The 19,315-nt window shown below is 43.0% G+C and carries 19 protein-coding genes; 3 read left to right on the top strand and 16 right to left on the bottom strand.

The features are described 5' to 3' along the window. Window positions 1–80: 80 nt before the first annotated feature. The 5 genes from MKX35_RS17350 to pdhA form a co-directional block, all read right to left on the bottom strand. Window positions 81–1,055 carry a S66 family peptidase gene (locus MKX35_RS17350; RefSeq protein WP_076298742.1) on the bottom strand — a complete coding sequence of 325 codons (975 nt, stop codon included), beginning with the start codon at window positions 1,053–1,055 and terminating at the stop codon, window positions 81–83. A 178-nt stretch (window positions 1,056–1,233) separates the two neighbouring features. Continuing rightward, on the bottom strand, window positions 1,234–2,646 hold the full coding sequence (lpdA, locus tag MKX35_RS17345) for a dihydrolipoyl dehydrogenase (protein ID WP_042188806.1): 1,413 nt from the start codon (window positions 2,644–2,646) through the stop codon (window positions 1,234–1,236). A gap of 2 nt (window positions 2,647–2,648) precedes the next feature. Beyond that, window positions 2,649–4,301 (bottom strand): 2-oxo acid dehydrogenase subunit E2, encoded by a 1,653-nt coding sequence (locus tag MKX35_RS17340; RefSeq protein WP_076298743.1) that lies wholly within the window; start codon window positions 4,299–4,301, stop codon window positions 2,649–2,651. Between the two features lie 110 nt (window positions 4,302–4,411). Beyond that, window positions 4,412–5,389, bottom strand: coding sequence for an alpha-ketoacid dehydrogenase subunit beta (locus tag MKX35_RS17335; protein ID WP_076298744.1), 978 nt, complete (start codon window positions 5,387–5,389; stop codon window positions 4,412–4,414). Between the two features lie 15 nt (window positions 5,390–5,404). Next, window positions 5,405–6,472: a pyruvate dehydrogenase (acetyl-transferring) E1 component subunit alpha gene (gene pdhA / locus MKX35_RS17330; protein WP_042188812.1), complete on the bottom strand. Its 1,068-nt coding sequence runs from the start codon at window positions 6,470–6,472 to the stop codon at window positions 5,405–5,407. A 265-nt stretch (window positions 6,473–6,737) separates the two neighbouring features. Here pdhA and MKX35_RS17325 point away from each other — a divergent pair, with 265 nt between their 5' ends. After that, window positions 6,738–7,469: an alpha/beta hydrolase gene (locus tag MKX35_RS17325; protein ID WP_076298745.1), complete on the top strand. Its 732-nt coding sequence runs from the start codon at window positions 6,738–6,740 to the stop codon at window positions 7,467–7,469. A 136-nt stretch (window positions 7,470–7,605) separates the two neighbouring features. Here the strand turns inward: MKX35_RS17325 and MKX35_RS17320 are convergent, their stop codons facing one another. Then, window positions 7,606–8,070, bottom strand: a complete 465-nt coding sequence (locus MKX35_RS17320; RefSeq protein WP_076283779.1) for a low molecular weight protein-tyrosine-phosphatase — start codon at window positions 8,068–8,070, stop codon at window positions 7,606–7,608. A 162-nt stretch (window positions 8,071–8,232) separates the two neighbouring features. On the opposite strand from MKX35_RS17320, the gene MKX35_RS17315 reads away from it, so the two are divergent. Then, window positions 8,233–8,874 carry a thiamine diphosphokinase gene (locus MKX35_RS17315; RefSeq protein WP_076283550.1) on the top strand — a complete coding sequence of 214 codons (642 nt, stop codon included), beginning with the start codon at window positions 8,233–8,235 and terminating at the stop codon, window positions 8,872–8,874. Between the two features lie 326 nt (window positions 8,875–9,200). Then, window positions 9,201–9,701 (top strand): C40 family peptidase, encoded by a 501-nt coding sequence (locus tag MKX35_RS17310; RefSeq protein ID WP_076283549.1) that lies wholly within the window; start codon window positions 9,201–9,203, stop codon window positions 9,699–9,701. Between the two features lie 45 nt (window positions 9,702–9,746). Here MKX35_RS17310 and MKX35_RS17305 read toward each other — a convergent pair whose 3' ends face one another. From MKX35_RS17305 to MKX35_RS17260, 10 genes are all read right to left on the bottom strand, one after another. Beyond that, window positions 9,747–10,640, bottom strand: coding sequence for a response regulator (locus MKX35_RS17305; protein WP_081382776.1), 894 nt, complete (start codon window positions 10,638–10,640; stop codon window positions 9,747–9,749). Beyond that, the gene (locus MKX35_RS17300) at window positions 10,585–11,625 is read right to left on the bottom strand and encodes a ThiF family adenylyltransferase (protein ID WP_076298746.1); all 1,041 of its coding nucleotides are present in this window, start codon (window positions 11,623–11,625) and stop codon (window positions 10,585–10,587) included. The genes MKX35_RS17305 and MKX35_RS17300 overlap by 56 nt, the downstream gene beginning before the upstream one ends. A gap of 72 nt (window positions 11,626–11,697) precedes the next feature. Continuing rightward, window positions 11,698–13,251 carry an ABC-F family ATP-binding cassette domain-containing protein gene (locus tag MKX35_RS17295; RefSeq protein WP_042188823.1) on the bottom strand — a complete coding sequence of 518 codons (1,554 nt, stop codon included), beginning with the start codon at window positions 13,249–13,251 and terminating at the stop codon, window positions 11,698–11,700. A gap of 238 nt (window positions 13,252–13,489) precedes the next feature. Continuing rightward, window positions 13,490–14,989, bottom strand: a complete 1,500-nt coding sequence (locus tag MKX35_RS17290) for a serine/threonine protein kinase (RefSeq protein ID WP_076298747.1) — start codon at window positions 14,987–14,989, stop codon at window positions 13,490–13,492. Between the two features lie 117 nt (window positions 14,990–15,106). Next, complete coding sequence (locus MKX35_RS17285; protein WP_076298748.1) at window positions 15,107–16,174, bottom strand: SAM-dependent methyltransferase; 1,068 nt, start codon at window positions 16,172–16,174, stop codon at window positions 15,107–15,109. After that, a complete protein-coding gene (locus MKX35_RS17280; protein WP_076298749.1) occupies window positions 16,171–16,953 on the bottom strand; it encodes an ABC transporter ATP-binding protein in 783 nt (260 codons plus the stop codon). The genes MKX35_RS17285 and MKX35_RS17280 overlap by 4 nt, the downstream gene beginning before the upstream one ends. Then, window positions 16,953–17,276, bottom strand: coding sequence for a thioredoxin family protein (locus tag MKX35_RS17275; RefSeq protein WP_231573284.1), 324 nt, complete (start codon window positions 17,274–17,276; stop codon window positions 16,953–16,955). Before MKX35_RS17275 ends, MKX35_RS17280 begins: the two co-directional genes overlap by 1 nt. Then, complete coding sequence (locus MKX35_RS17270; protein WP_042188830.1) at window positions 17,273–17,617, bottom strand: cyclic-phosphate processing receiver domain-containing protein; 345 nt, start codon at window positions 17,615–17,617, stop codon at window positions 17,273–17,275. Before MKX35_RS17270 ends, MKX35_RS17275 begins: the two co-directional genes overlap by 4 nt. A gap of 2 nt (window positions 17,618–17,619) precedes the next feature. Further along, entirely contained in the window at window positions 17,620–18,477 is an 858-nt protein-coding gene (locus MKX35_RS17265) for a deoxyribonuclease IV (protein WP_076298750.1), read from the bottom strand. Further along, on the bottom strand, window positions 18,467–19,282 hold the full coding sequence (locus MKX35_RS17260) for an Fpg/Nei family DNA glycosylase (protein ID WP_042188834.1): 816 nt from the start codon (window positions 19,280–19,282) through the stop codon (window positions 18,467–18,469). The genes MKX35_RS17265 and MKX35_RS17260 overlap by 11 nt, the downstream gene beginning before the upstream one ends. Between the last annotated feature and the right edge of the window lie 33 nt (window positions 19,283–19,315).

Below are 19,315 nucleotides of genomic sequence, written 5' to 3'. Positions count from 1 at the left end.
TCATATATTATATCTGAAAAATCCGATTTTTGTAGAAGGTAAGATATTTTTTAAATTTATTTAATAATCTGAGGAATTCACTACTCCGATATCCTTAACTCTACTCTAACCCCATAAGCACGAAGTGAGGCTTGTCCACCTACAGGAAAAGTAATCATAGGGGAGGTATGTCCAAAGTCCACGTTTGCAATGACAGGAATGTCTGATAGCTCTTCTTTCGAAGTTATGATTTTAATCAACAGTTCTTTAGTTATACGTGATCCTTGTTGGAATCTGCCAATAACCAATCCTTTAACATGCTGAAAATCTGGTTGATGAATCAGCGATTGTAAATCCCTATCAAAGGTTGCAGGCGATGACTCATAATCATCCTCAAGAAATAATATCGAATTTTTTAAACTTGGCATATACTCCGTTCCCTGCAAAAGATTTAATGTACAGAGGTTCCCACCGATAATTGTCCCTTTCGCTTCTCCATCATTGATAATGAACGGACCTTCATTTCTGATAAATACACGGTTCTCCTGATCCAGATACCACTCATCATCACTCCAATGCTTCGAAGGCCTCACCACTATTTCTTTGGTGTCCATCATCAGCTTACGGAAATATTCGGTGGTATATTCATTGTCGTGAAGCATTGCGAAGCTAGAAAAATGTGGTCCGGAATATGTAACTAATCCTGTTTTAGCATAGATTGCATTACTTAAAGCAGTAATATCCGAATACCCGCATAATCGTTTAGGATGCTCTGCAATGATGGAATAGTCGATATAACGTAGTAGTTGATTGCTATTAAAGCCTCCAATGGTCGTAAGAATCCCTTTAACATTCGGATCTAAAAAAGCTTCGTGCAAATCCTCTATTCTAGAATCGATCGATGAGGAAACAAAATCATCCTTCTCAAAAGAATTTACGGAAAATGATATCCGAAAGCCTAATTTTTGTAGCTGTTCTTTGGCAATTTTCCTTTGTTCAGCAGCGATTAACGACAGACTTCTGGCAGGTGAGATGATTCGCAACTCATCACCAGGCTTTAACTTATTGGGTTTCATCATTTGTCCTCCCTATATAAGTTTTTTAAAATACGGATGAATGATTTTATAGTGTATTCGCTCAAATTGTTTCATCTCCTCCCATTATATCTTTTTTCAAAAAAGTGGAAAACTCAAAAAGGCGAAACGCAAATGCGTTCCGCCTTTCAGTGCCTGCTAGAGCAATTGGGTAGAGAAATTATTTCATTACGTGAATAGGATGACCTTCAACCAGTTCAGCAGCTTCCATGACGATTTCGCCAAGGGTTGGATGCGCATGAATAGTCAAAGCGATATCTTCAAGTGTTGCGCCCATTTCAATTGCCAAACCAAGTTCAGCGATCAAGTTAGAAGCTTCGATACCAACGATTTGTGCACCAAGCACAAGATTGTTTTCGGAGTTAGCAACAATTTTGATGAAACCTTCTGGGCTGTTCAAAGATACGGCGCGGCCATTCCCTGCAAATGGGAACTTACCAGCTTTCACTTTGTAGCCTTTGTCTTTCGCTTCTTTCTCAGTCAAACCAACGCTTGAGCATTCAGGATCTGTAAACACAACTGCTGGGATGACTTTGTAGTCAACAACAGATGTAAGTCCTGCAATCGCTTCTGCGGCAATCTTACCTTCGTAAGAAGCTTTGTGAGCCAACGCCAGACCTGGAACAACGTCGCCGATAGCGAAGATGTTAGGAATGCTTGTGCGACCTTGGTGATCGACTTTGATCAATCCACGCTCGTCGAGCTCAAGACCGATCAGGTCTAGTCCAAGTTCACCATCAGTGTTAGGACGACGGCCTACAGTTACAAGCAAGTAATCCGCAGTAACTTCTTTGGATTCGCCACCAACAGAATATTTCACGGTAACTTCCTTGTCGTTCTGTACAGCACTTTCAGCTTTAGCGTTAGTTACGATTTCGATGCCAGTTTTAGCCATGTTTTTCGCAACAAGACGAGTCATATCTTTATCAAAGCCTGGAAGTACAGTATCCAAACCTTCGATGATTGTTACTTTAGTACCGAATTTGGAGTACATTTGGCCAAGCTCAGCGCCGATGTAACCACCACCGATTACGATCATGCTCTTCGGAATTTCTGGAAGCTCAAGAGCTTCAGTCGAAGACAGAATGCGTCCACCGAATGGGAAAGGTTTCAGTTCAATCGGACGGGAACCTGTTGCAATGATACAGTGTTTGAAGCGGTAACGTGGGGATTCATGATCATTGAACACACGTGCTTCTGTGTCGCTGATAAACATGCATTCGCCGTTAAATACTTCAATTTTGTTGCCTTTCATCAAGCTAGTCACGCCGCTAGTCATTTTCTTAACTACGCCGTTTTTGAACTCTTGAGTTTTGGCAAAATCCACTTTAACGTTCTCAGCAGTGACACCGAAAACTTCACCATGCTTAGCAGATTCGAACTGATGTGCAGCAGCAATCAGTGCTTTAGAAGGAATGCATCCACGGTTCAAACATACACCGCCGAGTTCCGATTTATCCACGATGAGGACTTTTTGGCCGAGCTGAGCGGCACGAATTGCCGCCACATACCCACCAGGACCTGCACCAATGACCAATGTGTCAATATCTAGAGAAGCGTCTCCTACTACCATAATTATACCTCCATAACCAGCAGCTCAGGATTATTGAGCAGCGATTTAATGTAGTTCATAAAGTTTTGAGCAGTCGCACCATCGATAATACGGTGGTCAAAGCTGAGTGACAACGCCATTACAGGAGCAACTACGATTTCACCATTCTTAACTACTGCTTTTTCACTGATACGGCCAGTTCCGAGGATAGCCACTTCAGGGAAGTTAATGATTGGAGTAAAGAACATACCGCCAGCAGAACCAATGTTACTGATGGAGATCGTGCTGCCCTTCATTTCGTTAGCAGACAATTTACCGTCACGACCACGAACTGCAAGGTCAGTGATGCTGCTAGCGATCATCCAGATGCTCTTACGGTCAGCATCTTTGATAACTGGAACGATCAAGCCGTTTGGTGTATCAGTAGCGATACCGATGTTGTAGTATTTCTTGTAAACAATCTCGCCTGCTTCTTCATCAATCATAGCGTTAAGCGCTGGGAATTGACGGGAAGCTGCAACCAATGCTTTAACAATGAACGGAAGGTAAGTAACCTTAACGCCTTTTTTCTCAGCGATTGGCTTCATACGTGTACGGAATGCTACCAGTTCAGTAACATCTACTTCGTCCATAATTGTAACGTGAGGTGCAGTGTAAGCCGATTTAACCATTGCATTGGCGATCGCTTTACGAATGCCCTTGTAAGGTACACGTTCTTCTTCAAGACTAACATTACCGCTCGCTGCAGCAGATGTTGCTTTAGCTTCAGTTTTAGCAGCCTTAGGAGCTTCAGAAGCTGCCGCTGCAGGTGTTGCCGCTGCCGCAGGTGCTGAACCACCTTTCAAGAATGCTTCAACGTCTTCACGAGTGATTTTGCCGCCTTTTCCAGTTCCGTTCACTTTAGAGATATCCACTTTTTGCTCACGAGCAAATTTACGAACGCTTGGTGTAGCCAACACATCACGATCAGGCGCTGGTGCTGCACTAACAGATCCACCTTGTTTAGCATCAGATGGGCTAGTTGCTGCAGGGGAAGAAGTGGTATTTGCACTTCCTTTTGCTGCATCTGCTTCTGCGGAAGCATGACCTGCTTGTTCAGGAACGTCACCTTCTGCAGCAATGATAGCTACAACATCGCCAACACGGCATACTTGACCATCTTTAGTCAGAACTTCCAACACAGTACCGTTCACTGGACAAGGAACTTCAACTACTGCCTTGTCATTTTGAACTTCCATGATGATATCATCATCGGTTACTTTGTCACCGGCTTTGATATGCATTTTGATGATTTCACCTTCATGCAGACCTTCACCCAGTTCTGGGAACCGATATTCAAAGTTCGCAGATTTAGCATTCGCAGGAGCTGGTGCAGCAGGTGTAGGTGCAGCTGGAGCTTCTTCAGCAGCATGACCTTCTTGCTCAGGCACGTCGCCCTCAGCTTCGATAATAGCTACAACTTCGCCAACACGGCAAACTTGGCCATCTTTAGTCAAAACTTCCAACACGGTACCGTTCACTGGACAAGGCACCTCAACTACCGCCTTATCATTTTGAACTTCCATTACGATATCATCATCCGTTACCTTGTCACCGGCTTTGATATGCATTTTGATGATTTCACCTTCATGCAAACCTTCACCTAGTTCAGGGAATCGGTATTCAAACTTTGCCACTTTGAAAACCTCCTTGTGAAATTGGGACTGACCTTATGGTTAGAATTCAGAAGAAGAAACGACGTTGTCATCCATAAAGGATGACAACCGTTTCTCATAGAAAAAATATTTTAGAAATCCAAAACTTTCTTCACGCCTGCAATAATACGCGCAGGGTTTGGAAGCCATGTATCTTCAATTTGTGCGAATGGATATATTGTGTCCGGACCTGCGATCCGAAGAACAGGTGCTTCCAAGTGCAGCAATGCTTTTTCGTTAATTTGCGCAATAACCTCAGCAGCAACACCGGAGCTCTTTTGAGCTTCTTGTACTACGATAGCACGGTTAGTCTTCTTCACAGACGCTACAATAGTGTCGATGTCGATTGGACTTACAGTACGAAGGTCAATAATTTCAACGTTAATGCCTTCTTTTTCGAGTTGCTCGGCTGCTTTGGTAGCTGTATGTACCATCAGCCCGTAAGTAATGATAGATACATCAGCACCTTCACGTACTACGTTAGCTTTGCCAAGTTCAACAGTGTATTCACCTTCTGGCACTTCAGCACGGAATGCATGGTAAAGGTTCAAATGCTCCATGAAGAATACAGGGTCATTGTCGCGGATAGACGCGATAAGAAGTCCCTTAGCATCATATGGGTTTGAAGGAATTACTACTTTAATACCCGGGCTTTGTGCAATCAAACCTTCGAGTGAATCTGTATGAAGCTCAGCAGCCTTAACTCCGCCACCAAAAGGAGTACGGAATACGATCGGAGCATTATATTTACCGCCAGAACGCCAGCGCAGACGTGCCGCTTGAACAACGATCTGATCAAGTGCTTCAAAGATAAAACCAACGAATTGAATTTCTGCAATTGGGCGGAAGCCTTGTACACCAAGACCAAATGCCAGACCACCGATAGCGGACTCAGCTAGTGGAGTATCAAAAATACGATCTTCGCCAAATTCCTTTTGCAGCCCTTCCGTTACACGGAAAACGCCACCTACATTACCAACATCCTCTCCGAAGATAAGAACGTTAGGGTCACGATTCAGTTCAACGCGCATCGCGTCGCGGATCGCTTCTTTCATATTCATTTGTGCCATTGCCTGATATCCCCCTTATTCAAAATCGGCTTTTTGCTCTTCCAGATGTTTAGGTGTTACTTCGAACATGCTGTCGATCAAGCCAGGTATAGTCATTTTTTCGGTTTGTTCAGCTTTTTTAATCTGCTCGTTAACAGTAGCTTTCGCTTCGTCTTTCACGCGCAGCGTATCTTCTTCAGTCCAAAGACCTTTCTTCTCCAAATACTTGGCAAGACGGTTGATTGGATCCTTTTCGCTCCATTGTCCTTCTTCTTCTTTCGAACGATATTTACTTGCATCGTCAGAAAGGGAGTGTGGACGGAAACGGTAAGTTACAGCTTCGATCAATGTAGCACCCTCGCCATTACGTGCACGCTCAGCAGCGTCACGAACAGCACTGATTACTGCAAAGATGTCCATGCCGTCAACTTTAATTCCCGGGATACCAGCTGCAACCGCTTTGTGAGCGATCGATTTGGAAGCTGTTTGTTTTGCGAATGGAGTCGTAATCGCGTAACCGTTGTTTTGAACAAAGAAGATAACAGGCAGTTTAAAGCGACCAGCAAAGTTCAAGCCTTCATAGAAGTCGCCTTCAGAAGAACCGCCATCACCAGTGTAAGTAATTGCAACACTCTTTTGTTTCTTCAATTTAAAGCCCATTGCAATTCCTGTAGCGTGCAAGATTTGCGCGCCGATGATAATTTGTGGCATCAATACATTAACGCCATCAGGAATAGCTCCACCATGTTGGTGTCCACGGGAATATAAGAATGCTTGGTACAATGGAAGTCCGTGCCATACTAGCTGCGGAATATCACGGTAGCCTGGGCATAAGAAGTCTTCTTTCTCCAAAGCGTACTCGCTACCAATCATAGTAGCTTCTTGACCGGATACCGGTGCGTAGAAACCAAGACGGCCTTGACGACCAAGATTTACTGCACGATCATCCCAAGTACGGGTAAATACCATACGATACATAATTTCTTTCAGTTGATCGTCGGTTAAATCAGGCATTTTATCCTTGTTGATAATTTCTCCATCCGGGGAAAGTACCGTTAGAGCCTCGACGTCCTCTGTATACACTTCATAAGGAACTTTACTCATTATCTTCACCTCAATAAAAAAATTTGAATATCAGCTGCCTCTGTTATAATATTATTATACACCTGTTTGGTTACTTTCGTCAAAGAAATACTTATAAAATTTATATTCCTTTAAATTTTGTATGTATAACAGGTGATTTATTTTTATATAACAGTTTAAAGCTTTTGGAACAAGTAAATGATTAATCACACAGTTACTCAGCTATTCATTTTAGAGCAAACCGTTGTGTATTGCAAAATTCGACAAGAAAGGTGACGTGGCAACTATGAGCGATTCTGTTTTTCTGAAACGCACAATTGTAAAAGAAACGCTTTGGAGTAAACATCTGCAGGAGGAACGTAAATTACGCATCTATCTCCCTCCCGGCTACAACGAAGTCTTGAGCTACCCAGTGGTGTACTGCCAAGACGGCGAAGAGTTCTTTAACTTTGGCCGCATCGCTACACTCGCTGGACGTCTTATTATAGAAGAAGACGTGGAGCCCTTCATCATTGTTGGTGTCGAAGTAGACGTCGCTGTTCGCACTCAAGAATACGCTCCTTTTGGCAGCAGATTCAAGCAGTACTTATCTTGCTTTTCCGAAGAGATTATTCCCTTCATTGAACAAAAATATCCTGTGCGCCGTACTCCGGACGAACGAATCTTAGCAGGTGACTCCCTTGGGGGCAGTGTATCGCTCCATCTTGCACTTGCTTATCCTGCGATCTTCACACGTATCATCAGCCTTTCCGGTGCATTCTATCCTGAATCCCGCGACATGCTGGCTAAAGAAGAGGATCTCTCCTGGCTCAACATTAATATGGTCGTTGGTCTGCAGGAAACAGACTACAAAACGGATACTGGCATTTATGATTTTGTTCAGATGAATCGAGAAACAAAAACATTGCTTGAATCACGCGGAGCAACCGTATCCTACCGAGAGAAAGACGGACTTCATCTCTGGGGTTTCTGGCAGAAAGAGCTACCAGAATCTCTACTCTATTTCTTAAACGCATAATGACCTATTGATAGTAGTAAATAGTGAACATCTAAAGAACAGTATGTAGATTACTTGATTGCGCTTACAGTTAAATCCAGCAATTTCCCTCGATTTACCATATGAATCATACAGAGAGAGCTGTAATCCGAATGGGTTACAGCTTTTCTCTTATCATTCTTTCCAGCAATATGTCACAGCCCGCGTTGATCAAATCATATACCTGTTCAAAATTACCTGTAAAATACGGATCCGGCACTTCGCGCAGCTCCTCCTCAGGCAATAAATCCATGAAGAACATTAGCTCGGCGTCTTTCCCGCCTGGAATCTTTCGAACATTCTCTCCATTAGACTTGTCCATGCAGACGATATAGTCAAATTTTTGAAAATCTTCACTGTCGACTAGCCGCGCTAACATGTTCTCATAGCTAATGTCGTTCTGATCAAGGATACGTCTTGTTCCTTCATGCGGCTCTTTTCCTATATGCCAATCTCCAGTTCCCGCTGAGTCTACAAGAATCTTATCAGATAGTTCTCTTTCATTAATCTTATGCCGCAGAACAGCCTCCGCCATTGGTGATCGACAAATATTACCCAGACATACAAACAGTACTCTTACGATTTCGTTCACCTCCCAGTTGTTAAACCTAATTATATGTGAATTTATACTCAAAAGATCGCACACTCTCATTTTAGCGTTCTCGAGGTCAATTGTGCAACCTTTCGATCTGCATTATACTGGACAGGATACTCAACAAGAGGTTTAAGAGGAGGAATGGATGTTATGTCATCCAAACGAGTCGTAATTTTTGCAGGTGGAGAACTGTCTCCAGAATATTTCAACCTATTAGATGAAGATGATTTTATTATCGGTGCGGATCAGGGAGCGCTATTTCTCATTTCACACGGATATACACCAGATATAGCAGTAGGTGATTTTGATTCCGTTTCGCCTGAAGCGCTTCAAGATATTGAATCCAAAAGCAAGAAGACTATCACCTGTGATGCCGTGAACAAAGATTTGACAGATAGTGAGATGGCGCTAGATATTGCGATGGATCAGCAACCCGATTCTATTCTACTATTAGGTGTTACAGGTACTCGAATTGACCACTCCCTGGCTAGCATTCAAATGATGACAAGAGCCCTACAACGTCAAATCAACTGCTACGTCATGGACACGCATAACTATATAACCCTTACAGGATCCCAAGCAGTTATCAACGATTTAGGCTATACCTACGTTTCTTTACTGCCTTTAACCCCAGAAGTATCGGGTATTACCTTAGAAGGATTTCAATATCCATTGACTAACGCTACACTAAAGCTTGGACAATCACTTGGTGTGAGTAACAAACTGGTTTCATCCTCAGGGACGGTTACCATTCGAAGTGGATTGTTGCTGATCATTCAGAGTAAAGACTAGATACATAGAGATCATGTTTAACGTAAAAATGCTACTTTTTTATAGTTTAGAAACATCATTGTAACTTTTATCTCAAATTCGAAAAAGCCGTGAAAACTCTTTTGTACCAAGGGTTTCCCGGCTTTTTTAAGATCCTATTCCATCAAATTATTAATTTTTTGTAACTTTTAATGAATTTTTAATAAAACGCTTACAACCCATACCCAGCCTCACTTTATTGCACCTCTTCCAATTTTTATGTCATAGATAACCTGCTATACTACGAATCAGGCAAGCAAGACAGATAAACACAACAACAAAGACTAACACCTTGGAGGTAATACAACATGAATAAACAACAATGGATTAAAAAAGCGATTGTTATAGGTATGGTTACTACAATGGGCTTGGGTACAATGATGGCAACAGGCGTAGGCGCAACGAAAGTTGAAGCAGCTTCCGTATCTAAAGGTCAAAGTGTAGTGAATCTCGGGAAGAAATATATGGGAGTGCCTTACAAGTTCGGTGCATCCACTTCTACTACTAAAGTTTTTGACTGCTCTTCTTTTACAAAATACATCTTTAAACAATATAACGTAACACTGCCTCGTACGGCTGCAGCGCAATCAAAAGTAGGAACAGCCGTATCTAAAGCGAATCTTCGTGTAGGCGATCTCGTATTCTTCTCCAGCGGTAGCAGAGCAACTGGTAAAAACGTAACTCACGTTGCTGTTTATGCCGGCAATGGTAAAATTCTGCACACTTACGGCAAACCTGGTGTTACGATTTCCGATCTTAACTCCGGTACTTGGAAAAAAACATATTTAAAGGCTCGCCGCGTACTGTAAACAACGACTCTGTAGTAGAGTTCAAACTATAATAGAGAAATAGTCTCAGGATGTGGTGCCGCCTTCGGGCGCCCTCATTACATATCCTGTTCCGCGAACGGTGTGAATCAACTTGTTCCGGTGACCTTTATCCATTTTCAAACGGATATGTCTGATGTAAACATCTACAACATTGGTATCTGCGTGAAATTGGTAACCCCATACTTCCTTAAGTATCTCGATGCGAGAGCATATCATTCCTTGGTTCGCAGCGAGATAATACAATAGATCAAATTCTTTGGGTGTCATTTTTAACTCGATCCCGTCGCGACTTACAAACCTGCGGCTGGGATCGAGCATTAAACCATCGACTCTCAGTATTTGATTTAAATTTCGACGCCGTCCAGTAAGGGTTAACAAATTTAGAATTCTGTGTTTGAATTCACCGGTATGTAAAGGCTTTGTCATATATTCATTACCCCCGGCTGAGAACGCCGAAACTGCCCCAGTTCCAGATTCAGATTGTTCACCGGAAATCACCATTACCGGTAGTATCATCCCCTCAGCTCTTACAGCGGAAATTATGTCCCAGCCTTCCCAAGTCCCCACCTCGCATAACTCAGCAAGCAGCAGTACCGGTTCTACTTTTGATATGGATAAGCGGAGATCCTCGGGATCTTCGCTTTTTGTTGCTTCAAGTCCAATATCTAGTAGCACACTTTCTATAACGGTTCGATCTTCTTCTCTACTACTGCTATCAGCCATATACCATATTATTTGCTCAATCACAAAGTTCCCCCATATCCATATGACTTGCACCAGCATCACTGCGGTACGTATAGAATTCCCGGAAAACAAAAAGACCATTCCTAAGAAATGGCCTGAACACCTATTTACAGCTTCTTTATCCAAAATATCGATGATAAAAGCCTCGAGCAGCAGCAATATCTTTTGTTCCATGAATCAACGCTCTACCATCAGCAAAAATTACTAACCGATAAGGCCCTTCTATAAAAGAAACCAGATAAGCGTTGCTGTCCACGCTTCCGCTTCCTAAACGAGACAAACGATCCGCAGTTTCCTGCAAGTTAAGCTTCTGTGGTCTCGCAGGTCGAATTTGTACTGTATCCCTTCCACAAAGAACATCGCCTCGTTCGGTATTCGCTGCCATTAGATAGGGGTAGATCGGAAGACTCCCACAAGAAGGGCAGTTTTTCTTTTTGGCAGCTTTCACTCCAATTTCATGGTATTCATTTCGCCACACATCAAACGTTAACAGTTTGTTTCTTAATTGATCTTTACGCTGACCTAGTAGTTTCAGCGCCTCTGCCGTTGCATTTGCCGTAACTAGTTGTACTGCTTGCGGAAGTATACCTGCGGTATCACAGGTATCACCTCCTAGCGGTACTGTACCTAGAAGACAATGGAGACATGGAGTTTCTCCTGGCAAAATCGTATAGGTTATTCCATAACTGCCTACACATGCACCATAGATCCAAGGAATACCGTGCTTTTGCGCCATATCATTAATAATGAGCCGAGTATCAAAATTGTCTGTACCATCCATGATCAGATCAACCCCTGAAACAAGCCCTTCCAACTCTTCGGCACGAACATCTATAACATAGGCTTCAATAACGACCTCAGAATTAATCTGTTGAAGTCTGCGCTGCGCAGCAGCAGCCTTAGGCATACGTTCAATAGCATCTACCTCTGTATAGAGCTGTTGCCTCTGAAGGTTACTCCACTCTACATAATCACGGTCAGCTAAAATAATTTTGCCTACCCCGCAGCGTACCAGCGTCTCTGCAATCCCTGTACCAAGCGCACCTGCGCCCACTACTAAAACACTAGACTGCGCGAGCCCTTCTTGTCCCTCTGCTCCAAATGGCGCAAATCGCACCTGACGAGAATAACGATCTTCACGACCATCTGTATGAATCATTCGGTTTCCCTCCCCGTATCCAAAAACCGGAGAACAGCAGATCGTCTGCTATTCCCCGGGAGTATGAAGATTCTATACTTGTACTGCTGACCACTGTTCAACATCCCAAATTTTCGTAACCCAATCTTCATAGAAATCAGGTTCATGGGAGACGAGCAGGACTGTGCCTTTATATTCTTGTAATGCCCGCTTCAGCTCTGCCTTGGCAATAACATCAAGGTGATTGGTAGGTTCATCGAACAGAACCCAGTTGCTCTCACGCATCAACAGCTTACAGAGACGGACCTTAGCTTGTTCGCCACCACTCAGCATGCTAAGCGGTCGGGTAATATGTTCATTTTTCAGACCACAGCGAGCTAGATGTCCACGCACTTCATTCTGAGTTAGACTAGAAAATTCATTCCAGACATCCTCAATAGGTGTAAGATTAGCTGCTTTCACTTCTTGCTGGAAATACGCTGAGTTCAGATAATCTCCTAGATAGGTTTTACCGCTATATGTTGGAATCACGCCAAGAATAGTCTTCAGTAGCGTCGATTTACCAACACCATTGCAGCCAGTTATAGCGATCTTCTCTCCACGTTCAATGGTCATGTTCAGCATAGGTAGAAGCGGACGGTCGTAACCAATTTCGAAATCAATGCCTTCGAAGACTGTTTTGCCACTGGCACGGCTCTCTTTAAACTTAAAGGTAGGTTTTGCAGCTTCTTCTGGTCGATCAATTCGATCCATACGATCCAGCTGTTTCTCACGGCTCTTCGCCCGTCCAGATGTGGAGGCACGAGCTTTGTTACGCTGAATGAAATCCTCTTGTTTCTTAATAAAATCCTGTTGTTTCTCATAAGCATCTATGTGTTGGATCTTATTCATCTCGGCCATATTCAGGAATTTCTCGTAGTTCGCAGTGTATCGAGTAAGTTTACCGAACTCCAGGTGATAGACCACATTTACGACTTTATTCATGAATTCCGTATCATGAGAGATCAATATAAATGCATATGGATATTGCTTCAAATAGTTAGTTAACCAGTCGATATGCTCAACATCCAAATAGTTGGTAGGCTCATCCAGCAATAGTACATTCGGTTTCTCAAGCAGAAGCTTCGCCAACAGAACCTTTGTGCGCTGACCCCCACTTAGTGAAGCGACATCACGGTCAAGTCCAATAACGGAAAGACCAAGACCATTTGCCATTTCCTCCACTTTTACATCAATAAGATAAAAATCTCCGATGTCCAGCTGTTCCTGAATGTCCCCCATTTGCTCGAGTAACATCTCTAACTCTTCAGGAGAAGCGTCGCCCATCTTTTCAGTTATAGTTAGCATTTCCTGTTCCAGCTCTAAAAGTGGCAAGAAAGCGTCCTTCAATACATCACGGATGGTTTTCCCTGGCGTTAAGATCGTATGCTGATCCAAGTAACCGTAACGGACGCGAGGCGTCCACTCTACTTTTCCACTATCCTTCAACAGTTTTCCAGTCAAAATATTCATAAGCGTCGATTTTCCTACGCCATTTGCTCCTACGATTCCTACATGCTCACCCGGTAGCAACCGGAAAGAAACATTTTTAAACAACGTCCGATCCCCAAAATTGTGGGAAACGTCTTCTACACTAAGTAAACTCATAAATTCTCCGCAAGCTCCTGTCTATACTTAAATAATGCGTAATAAGAAGAAACGACGTTGTCATCTTTTAAAGACGACAACCGTTTCTCGTAAAAATATAAGGATAAAGTATAGTGTGAAGCTTATACTTTCTTATATTTTTCAAAACACGTATAAATATATATTTTAACACACTTTAATGCAACACTGAACTAAAAGTTAGTTGAGTGAAAAGAGGAAGCATAGAGAACCGCTTTATTCAGCCTTTCTTTTGAAAAAAACTACGGCTTTTCCCCTTACTGGGTACATCTAATACTCCCTCAAACATTTCATTGATCACTTCTACCAACTTCCCCTTAGGCTTGAATGGATCTTGCTGAAAAGGTAGTCCATAAATCTTATCTGTACCTATAGCGGTTTGTAACAGTTGTACAGTTGAGCGTTCTGCGAGTGGTAACCCCACCCTCCAATTCGTTTCAGGCTGTAACCTTTTACGCCTAAGCCACACTAGTAAATCTTCGAGTCGCCAATCTGCACCAGAAGTAATTAGAATCGGCATATCGCTATATTTGAACTCATCAAGCGCCCCTTCATATTCCCCAACGCCAAGATCCAACACTACAAATTGATAATCCCCTCTCAGCAAATCAGCCATTTTTCCGTGAATAGGACGTTTCCAATAATGCACCCCTTTCCATGAAAAAGCAGATATCTCATCCTTGGATGCAACAGTTGTAATCTGTGTCTGTAACATGCTGCGAATGCGTTCATAAACCGATGAATCAGGAGAAAAATCAACCCACGCAGTTGCCCCCTTCTGCGCAAGTAAGCTGCTCACTGCGAATGAAGTATGTGTTGTTCCAAGACCTGAGGCAACTCCGAGTATGGCAATGACCATCGCTTTTCGCTTTTCTAGAGAATGTGGGACTAAAATAGTAAAATCATTTCCTCTATCCATTTCAGATTCCATACGAATTAGTGCCTGTAGAACTGCTTCTGCATTCTGATAACGCTCCTCAGCGTGATGTCGTAATAAGCGTCTTATGATTGGAATAATGCCAGATGGCATATGGTTATAAAGCCTATTCTCCATCCCAAACTCCCATTGACTACATTGCCCTCCAGTTGCCATATAGAGAATTAATGCTCCTAGTCCATATAAATCGGATACCGGCTGACTCTGCCCACTTCCATATTGCTCAGGTGCCGCGAAGCCAACCGTACCAAGCTTAACCGTATCTTCAGAGATACCGTGTTTGTAGCTTCGTGCGATCCCAAAGTCAATTAACATCAGTTCTTTTTGCAGTGTCAACATGATATTTGAAGGCTTTAGATCACGATAGATAATCGGTGGTTGATGATTATGCAGATATTGAAGGACTTCTAAAAGCTGTTTAGCCACCTGAATGATGAAGTCACTTGGCAAAGGTCCGGGATTATCCTTCATTAGCTGACTCAAGCTCACACCTTCAATATAGTCCATGATTAAATAGGAATACCCTTCTCGATCTGGAAGATAGAAATCGACAATACGCGGCAATCGTGGGTGGTCTAGTGTAATTAACATATCGGCTTCCGCTTGGATGTCAGAATGCAGCTCATCTAAGCATAAGCTTTCTTTTACAGCCCATCGTTTACCCTTTAGACGCAAATCATCCGCAAGATAAACATTACTCATCCCACCTGAACCAATATGGCCCGTAATTCTGTATCTGTCATCAATAACCTGTCCAATCTTAAGTTTTGTCTCAAAATACAAACTTACTCCCCCTTTTCGCAAAAAAAAGAGAAAGCTTCCGCCATTAACGTTCTTACCGCAAAATACGGTCACGTTAATAACGGGATGCTTTCCCTTAGAAAATTAAAATTTGTTTGATTAGTATTTAATCATATAAAGTGTGATCTCATCACGATTATGGAATAGCTGCTTTGCACGCTGAATCTGCATGCGCTCCCCTTCAAACATCGCAATAATTTCTTTGATCATCGCAAGTGGTTTCTTATGCATCAGTTTTACGGTCACAATGGCTGTCCCACCCGGTGACAGACTGTGTAGTAACCCGGTTACTAGCTTCGCCATCAGCTTAGGACTCCAGCTCATATCGCATACGATTAGATCAAATTCATTATCGCGGAATTTCACTTCTCCAGCGTTTTTACGAAGGATTTTCAAACCCGGATAATTACGTAGGGACTCATGCATTAACGCAGGGTCAACAGCTGTAACCTTCATTCCACGTTCCAGTAAGAAAGAAGTCCACCCACCTGGAGAAGCACCAATATCTAACGCATTACGGAAACTGTAAAAAGGAATATCAAACTCCTTCTCGGCTTCCATTAGTTTGAACTTGGCACGTGAGATTTGTCCATCTTCCTTACGGAAACGGATGGCACCGCCATTCCATCCAGATAAATTCGCTTCTGGTCTGGACACACCTGCATATAAGGCATTCCCGTCTGCGTAGACTGAAATAACCCAGGCTGGATCTTGCACAGTAAATTCTGCGCCTAAGCTCTGCAATTGCTCTTGGAGCCATTCACGAAGTTCTCCTGGACTGTCCTGCCAGAAGGAAGGATCACCTTTACGAACGTTCAGGGATACCTTCTCACCCTCAAGCTCAGTGTGGCGACTTAAATACATTGCCAAACGCTGTAGAGCTTCCATGGTTCCTTCATCCTGAAACTGAACAGGTTGTATATGACGCAGGAAAATGGGAAGATTCTGTGTGAGTAGGCGCGTTACTTCCTCTGGTTCAGATTGCAATGTAGCCAGAAAGATTTCTCCTGGTAGTAACAAGGTACTCTTCACAGCACCGAATAAACGGCGAAGCTCTTCTTGCGCATAAGGCGCAAATCCGTGATTAGCTGTACAAATATATCGGGAATACACTTCTTCTTCCGGAGCAATGTTCTGCTCTTCGGTATCTTGTCTTAAATCGTTCAAATCGTTTTGCCTCCAGGTCTAATTTTAATCCAGGGACGACCGCTATCCCATTCAACATCAACAGGAATATCATAAGTGGCCAAGATCATTTCTTTCGTTAATACTTCTTCTTTCGGTCCAGATCCAGCTAGCTTACCCTCACGAATTAATGCAACATGCGTGAAAAGCGGGACAATTTCTTCCACATGGTGAGTTACGTATACTACAGAAACATTACGCTGTCTCAGCTTGTCTATTTCAGCCAGCATTTTTTCCCTTTCATATAGATCAAGGCCGGCACATGGCTCGTCCATAATTAATAGCTTAGGGTCAGCCATAAGACATCTTGCCAGCATAGCTTTTTTACGTTCCCCCTGTGACAAGGTCCCAAAAGGATGAAATGCCATATTGCCTAGATTCATATCTTCCAGCATGCTGATTGCTTTCTCTTGTACTTCGGAGGGGATCGTCTCGTAGAAACGCAAATAAGCGTAAGCACCTGTTGCTACGACCTCCCACACCGGATCATTTAATGACATCTTTTCCATCAAGGAAGGCCCGATATAGCCAATTTCTTTACGAACCTCACGTATATCACATTGTCCATATTTATAACCCAGCACTTCTACAGTCCCTTTGCTAGGAAACAAATAACCAGTCATCATCTCTAAAATTGTGGTTTTACCAGAGCCATTCCGTCCCAAAATGACCCAGTTCTCACCTTCTTTAACTTCTAGCGACACATCGTCCAAGATTAAGCTTTCTTCCCTGCGGAGAGATAAATGTTGTAATGAAATGATTATGATATAACACTCCTTATGTATTCCAGCACTCGCTCAACTGAAACCATGGAATAATAAACTTTCGGATCATTTTCCCGTTCTGCAGAAGCTACAAGTAGTGCAGGAACGCTCGTAATACGATATTGTTGTACCAAATTCGGCAGCATGTTCACATTGCCTGCAACCATTTGAAGTTCAGCAGGCAATAGATGAGCCGCCACCTCTAACATCCGTTCAGCAGCCTTACAAGTACCGCACAGTGGAGTGTGTAAGAATACTACAAGTGGTTCTCCTGAACTCTTGAGCGCCTCCAGTAATTCCACTTCATTCATTACCTTCATTTCAAGTCCGTCTCCTCGGCGATATCGCGAAGCTTATCAGAACTCAGGGGACCATTTACCAAAAGCATCCCCTCAGGTTTAGCAGTATATAAGATCTCATACATTTCTTTTCGCCCCCACAGACTGGAAGTGTGCAAATAGATTTCTCGGGGGAACAGTCCTTCCAGTACGATCCGTCTGGCAACTTCTCCACCCGAATAATCACCCGGCCCCATATCGTAATCCAGTGATAAAATATCCACCTCGCACTCACGCAGCATTAGAAGACATTCTTCCGTCGAACGAGCCAGAGCGAACCCTTTAGGTACCTTTCGAAGATCATCCATATAGATATGAATCACAATTACGCCTCCGCTTCAAACCAACCACGCACAATGGCAATTTCTTTTCGGTGACTGCCATCCGCACCCTTCTCCGTTTCCATGACAACAGCTGAGCTTCGTAAAAGCTCGGAGGACAATAAGCTTTTCAGCCCCTGCTCTCCAATATGTCCTTGTCCGATTCCAGCATGTCTGTCGCGTCTTGAGTCGAAAGGAAACTTAGAATCATTTAAATGAACAGCAACAAGATGTGGCCAAAATCCAAGTCGCTCTCCTCGTTTAAGGAAGGCTTCCGTTCGCTCAGGGTTCCAGATACCAGCTGCGTAAGCGTGACAGGTGTCCAAACAAAATCCTATTTTCTCCGGAAATTGGCTAAGCTCTCGAACTTTCACGAGTTCTTCAAGTGTAATCCCTTCATTTCCATGGTTGCCCGCTTGATTCTCTATAAGCAGCTTAGTACGACCATCCCAGGACTGAAGCACATCATTCATACATTGTATAATATTTTGATAGCCTTGTAACGGCTCCATTCCACCAAAATGTCCAAAATGAACAACGATGCCTAATGAACCACAAGCTTCTGCAATCTCTAGATCATTTAAGAGAGAGGATACATAAACCTTTCGCGGAGTAACATCATCTACACCAGCCGCCATGTTAATCCCATAGGGTGTGTGAGCAATCGAAGCAATCCCTTTGTCTTGGCAAAAGAGCGCACAATCCCTCGTATCTCTTACATCTACCTGTTTAAGTTTCAAACTACGCGGATTTTTAGGAAAATATTGAAAACATGTTGCACCGCTCTCCCAAGCGAATCGGGCAGCTCTCCCATAACCACCGCGAATGCTAACATGTGCCCCTATTTTGGAGCTATTCGTCATGCTGACAGTTTGGGCAATAAAACACTTTGCGTCCAGACTGCTCTGTTTTGATAATTGTTCCCCCATCACGAAGACAAGACTCGCCTTCACGATCATACACTTTACATTGATTATTATATGAACCTGTAACAGTATCCCCAGTCATAAACGGCATTTCCATGTACCCACCAATTTCAGTGGCCTCAGTCAGTACTTTTTGGATGCTCTCATAAAGACGGGCTATAGATTCAGTTGTTAAATTTTGTACTAATGCAGAAGGTAAAAGCCTAGCTTCAAAGGCAATCTCATCAGCATAGCAATTCCCGACTCCAGCCATCACATGCTGATTTACTAACAGGCTTTTGAGCGCACCTCTCCGTCCCTTTAATAATGCAGTGAATCTTTCCAGCGTCATCCGACGATCCAGCAGCTCAGGTCCAAGCTTACCCATTGTGGCTTCGCTTTCCTTCACCGACAGCAAATGTATATAGCCTAAGCGAAGTCCAATAAAGTAAAGGATATGATCTCCAAATGCGATTTCGACTTGTGTGTTACGATCCGGCCGTTCTTCCTCCGTGCCATAAAAAAGTATTCCACCAAGCATTAAATGTAAAAGTAGTCTTCGTCCATCATGAAGATGAAACAAAATATACTTGGCACGCCGCTCAACAAAAACAACACGCGCACCGATCAATGCATTTCTAAAAGCTTCTGTTTCCATATTAATTGATTTTTCTCTGTTCACGATTACATCAGATATTGGCACATTTATAATATGCTGACTAAGCAGCTTTCTATAATTCTCCATTTCCGGCAATTCCGGCATAGCTCATCGTCCCTTCTAGGTTGGTGAAGTAAT

The sequence above is a fragment of the Paenibacillus sp. FSL R5-0923 genome (genome assembly GCF_038009145.1).
Taxonomy (GTDB): Bacteria; Bacillota; Bacilli; order Paenibacillales; family Paenibacillaceae; genus Paenibacillus_AQ.
The sequence above is the reverse complement of the archived record's forward strand: the minus strand, read 5'-3'. Positions and strand labels throughout refer to the sequence as shown.

Bases quoted from the DNA above. Each gene is read 5' to 3' on its own strand.
- MKX35_RS17260 (WP_042188834.1), bottom strand. From the start codon at position 19,282: ATGCCGGAATTGCCGGAAATGGAGAATTATAGAAAGCTGCTTAGTCAG.
- MKX35_RS17305 (WP_081382776.1), bottom strand. From the start codon at position 10,640: ATGGAACAAAAGATATTGCTGCTGCTCGAGGCTTTTATCATCGATATT.
- MKX35_RS17295 (WP_042188823.1), bottom strand. From the start codon at position 13,251: ATGAGTTTACTTAGTGTAGAAGACGTTTCCCACAATTTTGGGGATCGG.
- pdhA (WP_042188812.1), bottom strand. From the start codon at position 6,472: ATGAGTAAAGTTCCTTATGAAGTGTATACAGAGGACGTCGAGGCTCTA.
- MKX35_RS17350 (WP_076298742.1), bottom strand. From the start codon at position 1,055: ATGAAACCCAATAAGTTAAAGCCTGGTGATGAGTTGCGAATCATCTCA.
- MKX35_RS17335 (WP_076298744.1), bottom strand. From the start codon at position 5,389: ATGGCACAAATGAATATGAAAGAAGCGATCCGCGACGCGATGCGCGTT.
- MKX35_RS17275 (WP_231573284.1), bottom strand. From the start codon at position 17,276: ATGAAGGTAATGAATGAAGTGGAATTACTGGAGGCGCTCAAGAGTTCA.
- MKX35_RS17315 (WP_076283550.1), top strand. From the start codon at position 8,233: ATGTCATCCAAACGAGTCGTAATTTTTGCAGGTGGAGAACTGTCTCCA.
- MKX35_RS17310 (WP_076283549.1), top strand. From the start codon at position 9,201: ATGAATAAACAACAATGGATTAAAAAAGCGATTGTTATAGGTATGGTT.
- lpdA (WP_042188806.1), bottom strand. From the start codon at position 2,646: ATGGTAGTAGGAGACGCTTCTCTAGATATTGACACATTGGTCATTGGT.
- MKX35_RS17265 (WP_076298750.1), bottom strand. From the start codon at position 18,477: ATGACGAATAGCTCCAAAATAGGGGCACATGTTAGCATTCGCGGTGGT.
- MKX35_RS17300 (WP_076298746.1), bottom strand. From the start codon at position 11,625: ATGATTCATACAGATGGTCGTGAAGATCGTTATTCTCGTCAGGTGCGA.
- MKX35_RS17325 (WP_076298745.1), top strand. From the start codon at position 6,738: ATGAGCGATTCTGTTTTTCTGAAACGCACAATTGTAAAAGAAACGCTT.